Origin of the sequence: Variovorax sp. PAMC 28711, assembly GCF_001577265.1 — a bacterium.
Classification (GTDB): Bacteria; Pseudomonadota; Gammaproteobacteria; order Burkholderiales; family Burkholderiaceae_C; genus Variovorax.
This window is the reverse complement of sequence record NZ_CP014517.1, coordinates 353598-370964: the sequence shown is the minus strand read 5'-3', so window position 1 is coordinate 370964 and position 17367 is coordinate 353598. Positions and strand designations below refer to the sequence as shown.

Sequence of the window (17367 nt, the reverse complement as noted above, 5' to 3'; positions counted from 1 at the left end):
CAGTAAGGGAGAGGGTCGATGACAAGCGTGGTCGCTGACACGCCAGTGACCGTTGTGTCACCGGGCGTCAATGAGAAGTCAGGTATTGCTCAGCAGGTCTCGGCGGCGGCGCCGTTGGCAGCCCTTTGCACAATCGCCCGCTTCCATCAGATTGCGGCCGACCCGGCGACGCTGGCGCATCAGTTGGGCCTCGTGCCCAGCGACCCCATCGACACCCCCACGCTGCTGCGCGCAGCCAAGCAGCTCGGCCTGAATGCCAAGCGCAGTTCCACCGACCTGAAGCGTCTCGCACTGGCGCCGCTGCCGGCCTTGGCAGTCCTCCGTGCCGAAGACGGTGGCGAACACTTTGTCGTATTGGCCCAGTGCGACGCACAACGCGTTCTGCTGCAAGACCCGTCAGATGGCATCGGCCGGCCCGTCATCGAACCCCTGGACGTCTTCGCGTCCCACTGGACCGGCGACCTCATCCTGATCGCCAGCCGGGCCAGCCTGGCCGGCGACCTCGCCAAATTCGACTTCAGCTGGTTCATCCCCAGCCTCATCAAATACCGCCGCTTGCTAGGCGAAGTGCTCGCCATCAGCTTCATGCTCCAGCTCTTCGCGCTGGTCAGCCCGCTGTTCTTCCAGGTCGTCATGGACAAAGTGCTCGTGCACCGCGGCGTCACCACGCTCGACGTGCTGGTCATCGGTCTGGTCGTGGTGGTCGTCTTTGAGAGCGTGCTCAACGGCCTGCGCAGTTATGTCTTCAGCCACACCACCAGCCGCATTGACGTCGAACTCGGTGCGCGCCTGTTCCGCCACCTGGTCCAGCTGCCCTTGGCCTACTTCCAGGCCCGGCGCGTCGGCGACTCTGTGGCTCGCGTGCGCGAACTCGAGAACATCCGCAGCTTCCTCACCGGCAACGCTTTGACCGTGCTGCTCGACGTGGTCTTCTCCATCGTCTTCATCGCCGTCATGCTGTTCTACAGCGTGCCGCTCACGCTGATCGTGATGATCAGCCTGCCGCTGTACTTCGGCTTGAGCTTGGCCATCGTGCCTCTCCTGCGCCAGCGCCTGGACGTGAAGTTCGCCCGCGGCGCGGAGAACCAGGCCATGCTGGTCGAAGCCGTCACCGGCATCCAGACCGTCAAGGCCACGGCGCTGGAACCCGCCTTTGCCCGTCGCTGGGACAACCAACTGGCCGCCTATGTCTCGGCCAGCTTCAAGACCCAGAACCTCGCAAGCTGGGCGCACGAAGGCGTCAACCTCATCGGCAAGCTCGTGAACGCCGCCACGCTCTGGTACGGCGCCCACCTCGTGATGGATAACCAACTGACCGTCGGCCAGTTCGTCGCCTTCAACATGTTTGCCCAGCGCGTGAGCCAGCCCATCATGCGCATGGCGCAGCTGTGGACCGACTTCCAGCAAACCGGTATCTCGATGGCGCGCCTGGGCGACATCCTCAACACCCGCACCGAGGTTCCGCCCAGCACAGCCGCCCAACTGCCCGCCCTCAAGGGGCGCGTGACCCTGGACAACCTGACCTTCCGCTATCGCCCCGAAGCCTCGCCGGTGCTCCACGGCGTGAGCCTGGACGTGCGGCCGGGCGAAGTCATCGGCATCGTCGGGCGCTCGGGCTCGGGCAAGAGCACGCTCACCAAGCTGATCCAGCGGCTCTACAGCCCGGAGCAGGGCCGCCTGCTGGTCGACGGCATCGACATCAGCCTGATCGACGCGGCGCAGCTGCGGCGGCAGGTCGGCGTCGTGCTGCAGGAGAACCTGCTCTTCAACCGCAGCGTGCGCGAGAACATCGCCATCGTCGACCCGGCCGCGCCCCTGGAGGCGGTCATGCGCGCCGCCCAGATGGCCGGCGCCCACGACTTCATCAGCGAGCTGCCCGAGGGCTACGACACCATGGTGGGCGAGCAGGGCGCCAGCCTCTCCGGCGGGCAGCGGCAGCGAGTCGCCATCGCGCGGGCGCTGTTCACCCAGCCGCGCATCCTGATCTTCGACGAGGCCACCAGTGCGCTCGACTACGAATCCGAAGCAATCGTGCAGCAGAACATGAAACACATCTGCAAGGGCCGCACCGTCTTCATCATCGCCCACCGGCTCTCGGCCGTGAGGAATGCAAACCGCATCATCGTGATGGACAAGGGCCGCATCGTCGAAGGCGGCACGCACGACAGCCTGCTGCAGAAGCCCAAGGGCATCTACGCGCATCTGTGGGCCATGCAGGCCGGAGGACGGACGGAGCAAAGCGGGGAGGCGATGCCGTGATTGAGTCGCTGTGCCTTTTGCAAGCAGGCCAAGGTGAGACCGGCAACGAGGTGTTTGCGCGCCTTCAGCCCAGCGCCAACAAGGCCTCCGGCGCAGTGACCGCCACCCGCAACAAGGTCTGCGCCGCACCGGTTGGCTGGCGGCGCCCTTGCTCCCATTCCTGCAAGGTGCGCACGGACACCCCCATCAGCCGTGCGAATTCCGATTGCGACAGACCCATGTTGGCGCGCGCCTTCGACGCCGCAGTCGGCTCGATGCGTGTCACGCGCGCATGCCGACCTGTCTTGAACTCGCCTACCGATTGCAGCAGGTCGTTCTGGAAGCGTTCCATCTCTGCATCAACTTTCTTGGGCATCTTCAAACTCCTTCTTCAGGCGCGCCAGGAATGCGGCGGGCAAATTGTCGAACTTGGCCTTGGCGTAGACGATGAACAGCGCAATCACCCCATCGGTCAACTGGTTGTAGTAGATGACCCGTACACCGCCGCGCTTGCCGCTGCCGCCGCGCGACCAGCGCACCTTGCGCATGCCGCCGGTCCCTTGGATCACGTCGCCAGACAACGGGTTGTTGGCGATCCAGACCTTGAACAAATCCAGTTCGGCTTCCGTCCATATCTCGGCTGCATAGCGCACGAAGACGGGCGTTTCGACGATCGTGTACATCGCCGAATTATACGTCAAAGACGTATGTCCATTCGTCCTGCCAAAGGCAGCTGCAAGGCGAGCGGGCTGCGCGTTGCAGATCTGAACGCAGAGGTCTTGCAGTGAGCGCCGCAGTCCGCCATCCCGCCTGGGAACTGCTGGCCCGCTACCGCGCCATCTTCAAAGCCGCCTGGCAACACCGCCACGAACTGAGCGGCCCGGACCGCCTGGCCGATGAAGCCGCCTTCCTGCCGGCCGCACTGAGCCTGCAGGAAACACCCGTTCACCCCGCACCGCGACGGCTCGCCCTGGCACTGATCGCGCTCTTCCTCATGGCGCTGACGTGGTCCATCGTCGGCCACGTCGACATCGTCGCCGTCGCCCCGGGGCGCATCGTGGTGAGCGAGCGCACCAAGGTCATCCAGCCGCTGCAGGTCAGCGTCGTCCAGCGGGTGCTGGTGAAAGACGGTGATCGCGTCGAGGCCGGCCAGGCGCTGGTCGAACTCGACCCGACCAGTGCCAACGCCGACAAGACCAGCGTCGACGAGCAGCTGAAGTCCGCCCAGTCCGAAGTGCTGCGCACGCGCACGTTGATGCAGGCGCTGGCAGCGTCGCCTACGCAAGGTATCGACCTCCCGGCCAAGCTGATTCCTGCCGTCTGGTCCCCGAAGACGCCCGCGCCGCCAAGGCCCAGTTAGCCGCCGAGTGGAGCGACATCACGGCCAGGCTTGCCAAGTTCTCCGCCGAGATGGCCCGCCGCCAAGCCGAAATCGCCACCGTGCGCGAAATGGTCGCCAAGCTGGAAACCACCGTGCCCATCGCCCGTCAGCGGGAAGCCGACTTCAAACAACTGGCCGACCAGGGTTTCATGTCCAGCCATGCCAATCAGGACAGGACACGCGAGCGCATCGAACTCGAGCGCGACCTAGCCACCCAGCGCGCCCGGCTGGCCGAGGCCCATGCCGCCCTGCGAGAAAGCGAGAACACCCGAGCCGCCTACCTGGCCGAGACCCGGCACGCCCTGCGCGAACGCGAGGCCACCGCCGACCTCAAGCGCTCGCAAGGCACGCAGGAACAAGCCAAGGCCAACCAGCGCGCCAAGCTCACCACGCTCACGGCGCCCGTCAAAGGCACGGTCCAGCAGCTGGCCGCCCATACCGAAGGCGGCGTGGTGACCGAAGCACAACCCCTCATGGTCATCGTCCCCGACGACGCACGCGTCACGGCCGAGGTCACGTTGGAGAACAAAGACATCGGCTTCGTCAATCCGGGCCAGGAGGCGGAAATCAAGCTGGAGACGTTTACCTTCACGCGCTACGGGACGGTGAAGGCAAAGGTGAAGACCGTCACGGCGGATGCGGTCAATGACGAGAAGCGGGGAGCGATGTTCCCTGTGACGCTGAGCCTGGACAAAACCACCATCGATGTGGATGGGAAGCAGATTCGGTTGAGTCCGGGGATGAATGTGACTGCGGAGATCAAGACTGGACAGCGGCGGATTATTGAGTTCCTGTTGAGTCCAGTGCAACGGGCGACAGGGGAAAGTCTCAGGGAAAGGTGAGCTATCTCAGAACCCGTTGAAGGCAACGACAGCGGCGTACCAAAAAAAGGGCCCGACAACAAGATGCTGCGAGAACCTGTTCGCGGCAAGCCGGCACGGTACGCAGTGTCTTTCCGCAATATGACTGACCCTGCCGATAGAAGCATGTGGGTTGCGGGCACTGTGGTGACCATCATCGACATGCGAACCAAAGACGTGATAGCCGAGAAGACCTGGTACTCATTCGAGCCAGTACAAGGAAGCACTGAAGGTGCGCGCGCCCGTGGGGGTTTGCAAAGACATGTCCGGAACAGACCGGTTGGCGCGGCGGCGCCACTCGCATGTTTACCGATCAAGTGTTGAAACCAAAAAAGGGAGCCTGAGATGTCGAATGAAATCGCAACCTATCTGAAGTACGCCAATCTGCAAATTGCAGCGGAAGCTTTTCTTTTGCCAAAGACTTCAGCGCCGGGTCAAACGGTGACTCGTGACTTGACAGTTGACGTACTCACCAACGGAAACGAGCGCTCCAGCCGCTTCACGGAGACCCAGGCGCAGGCCTTCATTGACGAAGGCTGGACGGTGGTCGAGCACAAGAGCAACACCAGCACTGGGTTCTCTGGCACGCTGTTCAGAAACAGCCAGACCGGCGAGGTGGTCATCAGCTTCCGAAGTACGGAATTTGCCGACGACGCAGTACGCGACAACCAGGCCACCAACGTCATGGAGATCAAGGCCGAGGGCTGGGCCTTCGGACAGATCGCAGACATGCAGGCGTGGGTGGCGTCGCTGTATGCGAGCGACAAGATCACGACATCCGACCAACTGACCGTCACCGGCTACAGCTTGGGCGGGCACCTCGCGACGGCCTTCAACCTGCTGTACCCAAGTGCTGTGGCGGCCACCTACACCTTCAATGGCGCCGGCGTGGCGACGGTCAATGAAGGGCATAGCCTTGCGCAGGTGATGACCGAATTCACGCACCACCGCGTGCTCGGCAGCAATGCCGGCTTGTTCGCAGTGGGCTATGCCGTCGATGGTGCACGCGCAGTGCGTCGATGCCGTCTAACCGGAAGTGAACCGCACCGGGATTTGTGGAGGCTCCACCCTTTGAGAAGATGGAGCCATGAACAAGTCGAACAAGTTCTCACCTGAGGTCCGCGAGCGCGCGGTGCGCCTGGTGTTGGAACACCGCGGGGAGTACCCCTCGCTGTGGCTGGCGGTCGAATCGATTGCCCCGAAGATCGGCTGCGTGCCGCAGACGCTGCTGACATGGGTCAAGCGTCACGAGATAGATTCCGGCGCGCGCGATGGCGTAACGACGTCGGAGGCGCAGCGCGTCAAAGAGCTCGAACGCGAGGTCAAGGAATTGCGCCGGGCCAACGAGATCCTGAAGGTGGCGAGTGCGTTTTTCGCCCAGGCGGAGCTCGACCGCCGATTCAAGTCCTGAGAGAGCTCATCGACGAGCATCGCGATACGTTCGGGGTCGAGCCGATCTGCAAGGTTTTGCAGATCTCCCCGTCCGGGTATCGACGGCATGCGGCGCTTCGTCGCGAGCCGGAACGGCGCTGCGCACGAGCGCAGAGCGATGACATTCTTGCAACAGAGATCAAGCGCGTCTGGCAAGCCAACATGCAGGTCTACGGCGCCGAGAAGGTCTGGCGGCAGTTGGCTCGCGAAGGCACAGCGGCGGCCCGATGCACGGTTGAACGGCTGATGAAACGCCTCGGACTTCGCGGCGTCATGCGGGGCAAAGTCGTACGAACGACGATCAGCGACCGCAGGGCGCCGTGCCCGCTGGACAAAGTCAACAGGCAGTTCAAGGCCGACAGGCCGAATCAGCTTTGGGTCTCGGACTTCACGTACGTCTCTACCTGGCAAGGCTGGCAATACGTGGCCTTCGTCATCGACGTCTACGCCAGACGCATCGTAGGCTGGCGAGTCAGCAGTTCGATGACGACAGACTTCGTCCTTGATGCCCTGGAGCAGGCACTGTACGCAAGGCAGCCGGAACGCGATCGAAGCCTTGTGGCGCACTCCGACAGGGGCTCGCAATACGTCTCTGTCCGCTACAGCGAGCGGTTAGCAGAGGCCGGCGTGGAGCCGTCGGTTGGCAGCAAAGGCGACAGCTACGACAACGCTCTGGCCGAGACGGTCAACGGTCTCTACAAGGCCGAATTGATCCATCGCCGGGCGCCTTGGAAGACGAAGGAGTCCTTGGAACTCGCGACGCTCGAATGGGTGTCTTGGTTCAATCACCATCGACTGCTGGAGCCCATTGGCTACATCCCGCCCGCCGAGGCTGAGGCAAACTACTACCGGCATCTCGCCGAGCAGGCCGTCATACCGGCCTGACTTAAACCAACTGGCCTCTACGAAACCCGGTGCGGTTCAGACAGTTGACGTACTCACCAACGGAAACGAGCGCTCCAGCCGCTTCACGGAGACCCAGGCGCAGGCCTTCATTGACGAAGGCTGGACGGTGGTCGAGCACAAGAGCAACACCAGCACTGGGTTCTCTGGCACGCTGTTCAGAAACAGCCAGACCGGCGAGATGGTCATCAGCTTCCGAAGTACGGAATTTGCCGACGACGCAGTACGCGACAACCAGGCCACCAACGTCATGGAGATCAAGGCCGAGGGCTGGGCCTTCGGACAGATCGCAGACATGCAGGCGTGGGTGGCGTCGCTGTATGCGAGCGACAAGATCACGACATCCGACCAACTGACCGTCACCGGCTACAGCTTGGGCGGGCACCTCGCGACGGCCTTCAACCTGCTGTACCCAAGTGCTGTGGCGGCCACCTACACCTTCAACGGTGCGGGCGTGGGCACGGTCAACGCAGGACGCAGCCTGTCGCAGGTAGTGAGCGACTTTGCTGCGCATCGGGTGCTGGGCGGCAATGCCGACATGTTCGATGACCCCGAGGTGCTGGCGCGCTACAGCAGCCTCAAGGACATCTTCAAGGATGGCTCCAGCGTAAGCCTTGGGCAGGTCGATGCCCAGAGGCAGTCTCTCGCACAGCAAGGCTTGACGAAGCTCGAAGAGCAGACGTTGTACGCGGCCCTTGAGCGCATCCGCAGTGTGGTCTACGAAGCCGAGCGCATCAACGCGGGCGTCACCAGCGGCACCGAAGGCGCAGCCGCACTGGCCATGAGCACGGCCAGTATCGCGGCAACTGCGTTGGACTATCAACTGGCCGTGCTGCGCGCCGGCGAAAACACCGCGGGCTACGGAACCGGTCCGGTGTCTGGCGGCATCGACGCCTATGCGGGTCGCAACATGGCGCCCGGCGGTGCCATCGCCAACTTCCACGACCTCTATGGCGCAAGTCCGCCATCGGCCGTTGCCAACTCGCAGTTGCACTACGGCACGGCCACACCGATCTTCATCGAGGACCAGCCGCTGTTTCGCGGCTCGGTGATCGCGGACGTGGGCACCACGAGCTGGAAGGCTGGAGAAGTCAAGTTGCTGGTGGACAACTTCGGCCTTAACGATTTCGGCGATACGCACAGCCTGGTGCTGATCGTCGATTCGCTCAATGTGCAGAACGCGCTGGCGCAGCTCGACCCCCGCATCACGCAGGGCGTGCTCAATGCCATCCTTGCGGCCGCCTCCAACAAGAGCGCCACTTCTGCCTTTGGAACGCAGGGCCGTGCCGAAGGCGACGTGCTGGAGAACGTGCTGAAGAGTCTGGCCGCGATGTTCGACGTGGACATCGAGCCCATGGACGCCAAGCTGGACGGCGGAACCTGGGCAAATGCGAGCGATCGGGATGTGTTCTATAGCAACCTCCAGGCCGTTCTCGACAGCGATGCTTACCAAGCGGTCGAAGGCAATGCACTGATGCGTGTCAGCAGCGCAGACCTCAAGGCCGCTGCGCGCAACGACTTCGGTGCCATTGCTGCGCTGACCGCTCTCTCTCCCTTCTGGCTTGCGGGCAAGGACAGCACCGGAAAAGCGGCTTTGGAGGTCGTATGGGAGTCCGTGTATGGCGACGAATTCCTGGCGTGGCGGGACGACAAGAGCGCCTCGACACCTGCAACGTTCACCGACGAATGGATCGCCGATCGTTCCGCCATGCTGGCGCAATTGATGAACGTGAACCGCGCGAACGTGCCGCTCAATCCGGTGCCGACCGCGGTGTCAGGTGGTGTCTCGGGCGTCATCTATCAGGACTTCGACAGCGCGCAATTGATGAAGCTGGGGATACAGACGGATGCGCAGTCGCGCAGGATCGTTTTCGGGTCGATAGGCGAGGATCCGCTCAACGGCGGAGCTGAAAATGACCACTTGTACGGTGGTAACGGCGCCGATGTTCTTAGCGGTGGCGCAGGCGATGACTACCTTCAAGGCGATGCTGGCGCCGACAGCATCGAAGGGGGTGTCGGCGACGACAAACTCGTGGGCGGTGCCGGCGTTGATGTCTATAGGTTTGCCGGCACAGACTGGGGCACAGACACCATCATCGACGCCGATGGGCTAGGGCGCATCGAGGTCAACGGAGTTGCACTGACCGGCGGTAAGCAGCTATCCGAGGGCGAATGGATCAGCGATGACGGGCAGTGGAGCTACCTGCTCAACAGTGAGGGCGGATTGGTCATTGGCAAGGTGGGAGAAACCGGACGCATCATCATCAGCAACTGGCAGATTCCGGGGGGGCCTGAGGTCATCCGCCATCTCGGCATCGACTTGTCGCCCGTTCGCAGTCCGCAATCGGAGCCAGGCGGCGCGTCTGCCGGCACGTCGACGGCCTTTATTTTGCGCGGAGACCAAGTGCGCGGGCCCAGTATGACGAACGTCCCGCAGGTGCTGGAAGACGGCACCGTTGTGGGCGCCATCGCATTGCCGGGGCAGGACGACATCATAACTTCGAGCGTTGATGGCGTTCCCGGAGACGAGACACTGAAGTGGAACATGAACGGCTTGTTCTCCCTGCCAAACGATGCCATCGAAGAGGGGCCAGTCCGTTCCCTCGAACTGTATGGCATGGGCGGCAATGACGTTATGGGCGGTTTCACAGAAGACGACTATCTTGATGGCGGAGAGGGAGACGATGTGATCTTCGCCGGTGCCGGGCAGGATCGAATCCATGGTGGTAGCGGCAACGATGTCGTTTTCGGAAATCTCACGTTGGCGGGCTACTTCGGCCTTGATGAATTGCAGCTTGACGACGGTTATCAGCCGGGTCAAGCCTGGATTTCAGGCCTGCCGGCTGATCCCTACTTCGAGGGCGGATGGCAGGTAGACCGATTTTTGGACGGTCGAGGAATTAACCTGGACAGTTTTTACTCGTCGACATCCCCAGTTAGGTACAGCCTGTTCCTGCCTGCGCTGGCACCCACAGACGACGACCCCAGCGGCATGAGCGTGATCGATGTGGGTGTCGGCGATGACTACGCATGGGGCGGCGCTGGCATCGACCATATTTTTGGACAAAGCGGCGATGACGTTCTGGTGGGGTTGGGTGGCGCCGATGTCATTGACGGCGGAGAGGGGAGCGACAAGATATCTGGAGACAAGGACAAGCGCCTCGCCGCTTTCATGATCAACGCGACGGCGGGACGCGCTGGCGATATGACGTTGACTTTTGGCGAACATGTTTTGCATCAGGTGGATGGTGCCCAGCATGGCGACGACATCATTGATGCCGGTGATGGCAACGACTGGGTGGCCGGCGATGGCGGGGCGGATCTCGTGTGGGGCGGCAAGGGCAGCGACACACTGTGGGGCGATGCACCCGAAGACGGCGTGGCTGGCCAGTTCCATGGCGATGACTACCTTGATGGCGGCGAAGGCGACGATCTATTGTTGGGCCAGGGCGCTCATGACCGCCTGTACGGCGGCGAAGGCAACGACCAGCTTGGGGGCGACGACGAGTTGTCCAGCCTGGGCATTGCATATCACGGTGACGATTTTCTTGACGGTGGTGCGGGCGACGACCAGTTGATGGGCGGTGGTGGCCGCGATACCTTGCTGGGCGGCGCCGCCGCCGACTTGCTTTGGGGCGACGGGGAGGGCATCGAGGGTGCTGATGACACGGTGGACGGCGGCGAAGGCTACGACTTGATGTGGGGTGGTGGCGGCAACGATGTGCTTGTCTCCGACGGCGCGGACTACATGGACGGCGGCGCTGGCGACGATACGTACAACCTCAGTTTGCGCACCGGCGCAGACGATGCATCGCCGGCGCGGGTGATTCAGATTCGGGACGCCGAGGGGATGAATGCCATCGTGGGCATCAACGCGACAGCCGAAGATCTGAAACTGTTCAGCCAAGATGGCAACGTTTATCTGGCTGCGGGTCTCCAGGGCGTGGTGTCGCTTGGGAGCACTCCGAACATTTCCGGGTTCCAGCTTCAAGATGCGGATGGCCAGATGCGCTCCTTGCAGAGCATCGCAGACGCATCGGCGTCGAGCGACGGAAAACTCCGATCGGGCTCCTGGACCGCCACGAACGGACTGGTCTGGACGCGCGATATTGCCGAAGCGCAAACCATCGTGGGCACCAGCGTTGATGAACACCTTGAAGGCGGGGTTGGTAGCGACTTGCTGGAGGGGATGCAGGGTAACGACGTGTTGTGGAGCGGCGGGGGCAGCGACGTGTTGATGGGGGGCGCAGGGCAGGACGTCCTGCGTGGCGGCACCGGCACCGACACGTTATATGGCGGCGACGACAAGGTGGACGATGCGGGCGACGTCTTCCTGTTCGATCAGGGCGATGGCCAGGACTACATTGCGGGCCCCTCGGTGAATGCGGGTGATCCGCCGGACACGATCCGTTTCGGAGTGGGGATAGCGCTGGCGAACATCAAGGTCCGCAACTTGTTTGCCGGTACCGACAACCCGGACGTTGCGATTGAAATCGACTACGGCCAGGGCGACCGTATTTCGTTCGGTCCGGGCCAGGAAAAGCGCATCAAGGATCTGCAGTTCGCCGACGGCACCTCGGTATCGTTCGCCACATTGCTCGAAACCCTGCCTGCGGAGGGTGGCCCCTCACCGGACGGGGTGTTGCGCGGCACCAGCGGCGACGACCTGTTAACAGGAACGCCGGGCGACGACCGATTGCATGGCTTGCAGGGCAACGACGAGCTTGTCGGTGGATTGGGCAACGACTGGCTGAAGGGCGGCACGGGGCGCAACACTTACCGGTTCACGGCTGACAGCAAATCCGACACGATCGAACCCACCGCGGGCGAGCGTGGCGTGCTGGTGTTTACAGGGCCGGTGTCGACCTATGTCGATGGACAGGATTTGCTTTTGAGCATGGGTGGCTCTTCGTTGGTGCGATTGCTTGGCTACACGGGTGACCCATCCATTGCCCAAAGCTGGCAGATCGATGTGGGCGATGGCGTCGTGCAAAGCCTGGGGACTTTCGTGCACGCTGGCATGCCGGACTCCACGCAGACGCTTGCGCAGCGAAAGCAACGCTTCCTGGACGACCAGGCGTGGCAATTGCGCACGACGACAAAGGTGCACGAGGCCTATGGAGAGGGCGAAGTTCGGTCAGTGGGAGGTCGTCCCTATGTGCAGGGAAAGCTGACCGACGCCGTCGACAGGCAGGCCGTTCAGGTTGATGCCGGCCAAACCCTTGCGCTGGGCTCTTACCTGGACACGAGCACGACCGTGGTGACTTCGACGCACTCGACGATTGCGCCCGTTTACGAGACTGTCAATGTTGGCCGTAGCAGTCAGGCGCAGGAGGTCTTCAAATCCATTGAAGAAGTTATGGCGAACGCGCCGCCTGGCAGTGTTGGCTATCAGGTTCCCGCCAACTCGACGGCGGTCTATGCGAACAATGGTGCCAAGCTACTGGGCTACATGATCCGATCCGATGGCGCGGGCTCGCAGAGTCAGCCCGCAACCCGCATCGTTGGCTACGAGCAGCGTACCTATACAACTACAGCCTACGACTACGATTCCGCGGCCACCCAATCGCTTGTTTCGGGCACTGTTCGGAACGACAACATTACCCTTGATTTCGAAAAGCTTGGAAACATTGAAGGTGGCGGCGGGTCATACACGACCGTGGGAACCTTTCGGGGAACGATCGAGACGGGCGATGGAAGCGACAAGATCACCGTGGCGGGCTCGGCATTTACCTCGGGCAGCAACATACCAATCCGACTTCAGGACTGGGGGGTGATGAATGTGTATTGGCCACTTGTCCATGGTGAGCTCGGCCATCCATCCAATGCACCAATGAACATGGTCGAGCGTGGCCTCGGCGCATGGATCGACATGGGCGCGGGAGACGATGAAGCGCGAGGAACCGAGGGCAACGATTTCATCATCGGCGGCACCGGCAGCGACTGGCTCGACGGCATGGCCGGCTCGGACACTTACTACATCGGCGTACGCGACGGCGATGTGGATCGCATTTCAGATATGGCCGCCTTTGATGGGCGTTTTTCGGGAGAGCCGCAAGACAGATACTACGGGCCGCTGGCCAAGCTCTATGAAAAAGATGGTGATCTTCAGTTCTCGAACAAGGACACCGTGGAGTTCGATGCATCGGTTTCCCCCGACCGGCTCAGCTATCAATGGGGCGAGCCATACGAGGCGCCATTCGGCGTGCGCTATCCCGGCGGGGCACCGTCCACACTGAGGGTGCTGGAGCTCTATCAGGACGGGCAGAAATTTCTCGAGATCGAATACGAGCTCGGCTCGGGAACATTCGACCATGCCGTTTCCTTGCCTGGCATTGAGCTGTACAAGTTCGGCAACGGGGAGACCTTCAGTCTCGACCAATTGCTCGTACGGCTGGATGCGATTGCGGCGCAAGACCCTGCGAATCGTCCGAGCCTGGACATTCCGTTGGCGGATGTTGCCGTGTCGGAAGACAACGCCTGGGATTGGACGGTACCAGCCGGAACGTTCTCGGATCCAAACAATTCGCCGCTGACGCTGTCCGCGACCTTAAGCAACGGCTCGGCGCTCCCGTCCTGGTTGACCTTCGACGCGCAAAACGGGCGCTTGTCGGGCACGCCGGGCAACGGCGACGTCGGCGCGATCGCTGTACGCATCGAGGCCATCAATCTTGCGGGCATGAGCACAAGCGATGACTTCCTGGTGACTGTGGCGAACGCCAACGATGAACCCGTAGCCGGGGCTGTACTGGCTCTGCAGTCTGTTGTGCAGGGGCACGCATGGCGCTACGTCCTGCCCGGAGATGCGTTCATGGACGCAGATGTCGGTGATGGGTTGACGCTGAGCGTCCAGCTTGCCGGCGGCGACCCGCTGCCCTCGTGGCTGAGCTTCGATCCCGTGACCGCCATTCTGAGCGGCACGCCAGGGCCGGATCAGGTGGGCAATATCGATCTGCGTTTTTCGGCGACCGACGCCGCCGGCGCCACTGCGACACAGCTGCTGCGGCTGGACGTGGCCCAAGCGCTGAGGGAACAGGTTCCGGGTACGCCCGGCAACGATGTTCTGGATGGCTCCGACGGCGATGTCACGATGACCGGTGGCCAGGGCGATGATATTTACATCGTCGACGACAACGGTGATGAGGTCGTTGAGCTGGCAAACGAGGGCACCGATACCGTCAACAGCAGCGTGAGCTATACCCTGGGTGCTCATGTAGAGAATCTGCGGCTTGACTCGGCAGGCAACATCGGCGGCACCGGCAATGCCCTGGATAACACGCTCTACGCGGGCGCGGGCAACAACGTGATCGACGGCGGGGAGGGCTTCGACACCGCGTCGTACCTTTATGCCAATTCGGCGGTGACGGTGTTTGCGGATTTCATCTATGGCCAAAACACTGGGGGCGCGGGCACCGACACTTTGCTCAGTATCGAGAGCGTGGAGGGCAGCAGCTTCAACGACAGCCTGACGGGCAGCGCCGCTGCCAATCACCTGTTCGGCGGCGCAGGCGACGATAGCGTATGGGGTAATGGTGGAGACGATGCGCTCGAAGGCGGTGGCGGCAATGACGACTTGATTGGCGGCGATGGTGACGACGCCTTGGCCGGTGGCATGGGCGACGATCGAATGTGGGGCGGCGCTGGCGACGATTCGCTCGATGGTGAATCGGGATACGACAACCTCGTAGGTGGCGACGGCAACGATAACTTGTCTGGGGGCGCTGGCGAGGACAATCTGTGGGGTGAGTTTGGCAATGACACCCTCTACGGAGGACAAGGCGACGACACCTACTACTGGGGCCGCGACCAGGGCAGCGACCGCATCGGCGAAGCCGGCGGGTTCGACAAGATTTGGCTGTCGGGCCTCAACGTGGCAGATATCGTGGTGCGCCGCGAGCCTGCGACAGAGACCGCGGTATTGATCGACAAGTTCACCGGCCAGACCCTGACCCTGGTCGATGCCTTCTCGCCCCTGAACGGCGCGCAGACCGCGATCGAGCAGGTGGTCTTTGCCGACGGCACCACATGGAATGCGGCCGCCCTTCGCGCAGCTGCTCAGGACAACGCCTCCGTTCTGTTCGGTACCGCCGGCACCGACTACCTGGCGGGCAGCACCGGCAACGACATCCTCGACGGCAAGGCAGGCGACGACCAGATGTCCGGCAGCGCGGGCAACGACACCTACCGCTACCACTCAAGCGACGGCAACGACCGCATCACCGAGACCGTCAACGGCGGCGGCTTCGACACGCTGGAACTGCTCGATCTGAATGCGGCCAATGTGCGCATCGTCGAAGGCACCGGCTACGAAACCGACCGCATCATCGACCGGGCCACCGGCCAGTCCATTACCCTGGACCTGGCACTCACGCCGACTAGCTGGACCAACCTGGGCCTCTTCGTTGACCAGGTGAAGTTCGCCGACGGCACCATCTGGGGCACCGCGCAGTTGAAGGCCGCGGCCAACGCCAACGAGACGCTCACCGGCACGGCAGGTGCCGACACACTGGAGGGCTTCGGCGGCAATGACGTGCTCGACGGTGGTGCGGGCAACGACACCCTCAGGGGCGGCACAGGCGACGACACCTACCGCTATCGCAGCACCGATGGCGACGACAGCATTCTGGATGTCGCCGGCAACGACACCCTCGAACTTCTGGGCTTGAATCCCGCTGACGTCACCCTCGGCAAGACAGCACTGGGCAACCTCGAGGTGCTGATCAACGCCACTGGCAAGCGCATCACTGTCGACAAGGGCCTGGACACCAACACGCCCGGTCAGCAACTCGAACGCATCGTCTTCGCCAACGGCACCGTGTGGACCCAGGCCACGATGCAGACCGCCACGGCCAACGTCACCCCCAACCAGACCTTGATCGGCACGGCCGGCACCGACAACCTTGCCGGCAACCTCGGCAACGACATCCTGGACGGCAAGGGCGGTGCTGATCGGCTGTCGGGCGGCGCGGGCAACGACACCTACCGCTACCGATCGGGCGACGGAAACGACCGCATCACCGAAACGGACAACGGCGGCGGCTTCGATACGTTGGAGCTGCTGGATCTGAATGCCGCCGACGTGCGCATCGTCGAAAGCGCCGGTTACGAGACCGACCGGATCATCGACCGCACCACCGGCCAGTCCATCACCCTGGACCTGGCGCTCACCCCCACGAGTTGGACCAATATGGGTCTGTTCGTGGACCAGGTGAAGTTCGCCGACGGCACCGTCTGGGACACGGCACAGCTGAAAGCTGCAGCCCATGCCAACGAAACGCTCACCGGCACGGCAGGGGCCGATACGCTGGAAGGCTTCGGCGGCAACGACGTGCTCGACGGCGGTGCCGGCAACGACACGCTCAAGGGCGGGACCGGCGACGACACCTACCGCTACACCAGCGGGCAGGGCAGCGACAACATCGTCGACGTTGCTGGCAACGACACCCTGCAATTGATGAACCTGAATGCAGGGCAAGTCACGCTGACCAAGACGGCGTTGGGAAATCTGGAGCTACTTATCAACGCCACGGGAGAACGCATCACGGTCGACAAGGGCCTGGACGTCAATGCGCCAAGCCAGCAATTGGAGAAGGTGCTGTTTGCCGATGGCACGGTGTGGACCCAAGCCGCGATGCAGGCCGCCACGGCCAACGTCACCCCCAACCAGACCTTGATCGGCACGGCCGGCATCGACAACCTCGCCGGCAACCTCGGCAACGACATCCTGGACGGCAAGGGCGGTGCTGATCGGCTGTCGGGCGGCGCGGGCAACGACACCTACCGCTACCGATCGGGCGACGGAAACGACCGCATCACCGAAACGGACAACGGCGGCGGCTTCGATACGCTGGAACTGCTCGATCTGAACGCGGCCAACGTGCGCATCGTCGAAGGCGCCGGTTACGAGACCGACCGCATCATCGACCGCGCCACGGGCCAGTCCATCACCCTGGACCTGGCGCTCACCGCCACGAGTTGGACCGACCTTGGACTCTTCGTGGACCAGGTGAAGTTCGCCGACGGGACCGTCTGGGGCACGGCACAGCTGAAAGCAGCGGCCCATTCCAACGAGACGCTCACCGGCACGGCAGGCGCTGACACGCTGGAGGGCTTCGGTGGCAACGACGTGCTCGACGGTGGTGCCGGCAACGACACGCTCAAGGGCGGAACCGGGAGTGACAGCTATCTGTTCGCACGCGGGGCTGGCTCGGACCGCGTGGTCGAGAACGATCAGACGGCCGGCAGCGTCGACGTGCTATCGATGGGATCGGCGATCGCCGCAGATCAGTTGTGGCTTCGTCAATCCGGCAACGACCTGGAAGTCTCGATCATCGGCACGACCGACAAGATGACGGTGGCGGACTGGTATCTGGGCAGCCAGTACCACGTCGAGCAGTTCAAGACGAGCGACGGAAAGACGCTGCTGGACAGCCAGGTGCAGAACCTCGTGCAAGCCATGGCCGGGTTCGCGCCGCCTGCGGCGGGGCAGACCACTTTGCCGGCCAACTACCAGAGCAGTTTGAGCACGGTGATCGCTGCCAACTGGCATTGATC

Annotated in this window: 8 protein-coding genes and 1 other annotated feature; of the genes, 6 read left to right on the top strand and 2 right to left on the bottom strand. The window is 62.8% G+C overall.

Features of this window, described 5'->3' with window-relative positions:
• Positions 1-18 precede the first annotated feature (18 nt).
• Complete coding sequence (locus AX767_RS01950; RefSeq protein WP_082754759.1) at positions 19-2259, top strand: type I secretion system permease/ATPase; 2241 nt, start codon at positions 19-21, stop codon at positions 2257-2259.
• A 64-nt stretch (positions 2260-2323) separates the two neighbouring features.
• Here AX767_RS01950 and AX767_RS01945 read toward each other — a convergent pair whose 3' ends face one another.
• Complete coding sequence (locus AX767_RS01945) at positions 2324-2614, bottom strand: helix-turn-helix domain-containing protein (RefSeq protein WP_068628164.1); 291 nt, start codon at positions 2612-2614, stop codon at positions 2324-2326.
• The gene (locus AX767_RS01940) at positions 2598-2921 is read right to left on the bottom strand and encodes a transcriptional regulator (protein WP_068628162.1); all 324 of its coding nucleotides are present in this window, start codon (positions 2919-2921) and stop codon (positions 2598-2600) included. The genes AX767_RS01945 and AX767_RS01940 overlap by 17 nt, the downstream gene beginning before the upstream one ends.
• Before the next feature lie 101 nt (positions 2922-3022).
• On the opposite strand from AX767_RS01940, the gene AX767_RS21760 reads away from it, so the two are divergent.
• The 5 genes from AX767_RS21760 to AX767_RS01915 all read left to right on the top strand — a co-directional run bounded on the left by AX767_RS21760 (position 3023) and on the right by AX767_RS01915 (position 17365).
• Positions 3023-3598: a biotin/lipoyl-binding protein gene (locus AX767_RS21760; protein ID WP_237288524.1), complete on the top strand. Its 576-nt coding sequence runs from the start codon at positions 3023-3025 to the stop codon at positions 3596-3598.
• Entirely contained in the window at positions 3559-4461 is a 903-nt protein-coding gene (locus AX767_RS21755; protein WP_335338854.1) for an HlyD family type I secretion periplasmic adaptor subunit, read from the top strand. The genes AX767_RS21760 and AX767_RS21755 overlap by 40 nt, the downstream gene beginning before the upstream one ends.
• A gap of 363 nt (positions 4462-4824) precedes the next feature.
• Complete coding sequence (locus AX767_RS01930) at positions 4825-5595, top strand: hypothetical protein (RefSeq protein WP_156480934.1); 771 nt, start codon at positions 4825-4827, stop codon at positions 5593-5595.
• A protein-coding gene (locus AX767_RS20870; protein WP_156480933.1) for an IS3 family transposase occupies positions 5567-6795 on the top strand; the annotation gives its coding sequence in 2 pieces (ribosomal slippage) (positions 5567-5855 and positions 5855-6795; 1230 coding nt in all). Before AX767_RS01930 ends, AX767_RS20870 begins: the two co-directional genes overlap by 29 nt.
• Positions 5845-5961 (top strand) — a sequence feature (AL1L pseudoknot). Its footprint overlaps the gene before it by 117 nt.
• Before the next feature lie 127 nt (positions 6796-6922).
• Positions 6923-17365, top strand: a complete 10443-nt coding sequence (locus tag AX767_RS01915) for a calcium-binding protein (RefSeq protein ID WP_068628151.1) — start codon at positions 6923-6925, stop codon at positions 17363-17365.
• Positions 17366-17367: the final 2 nt, after the last annotated feature.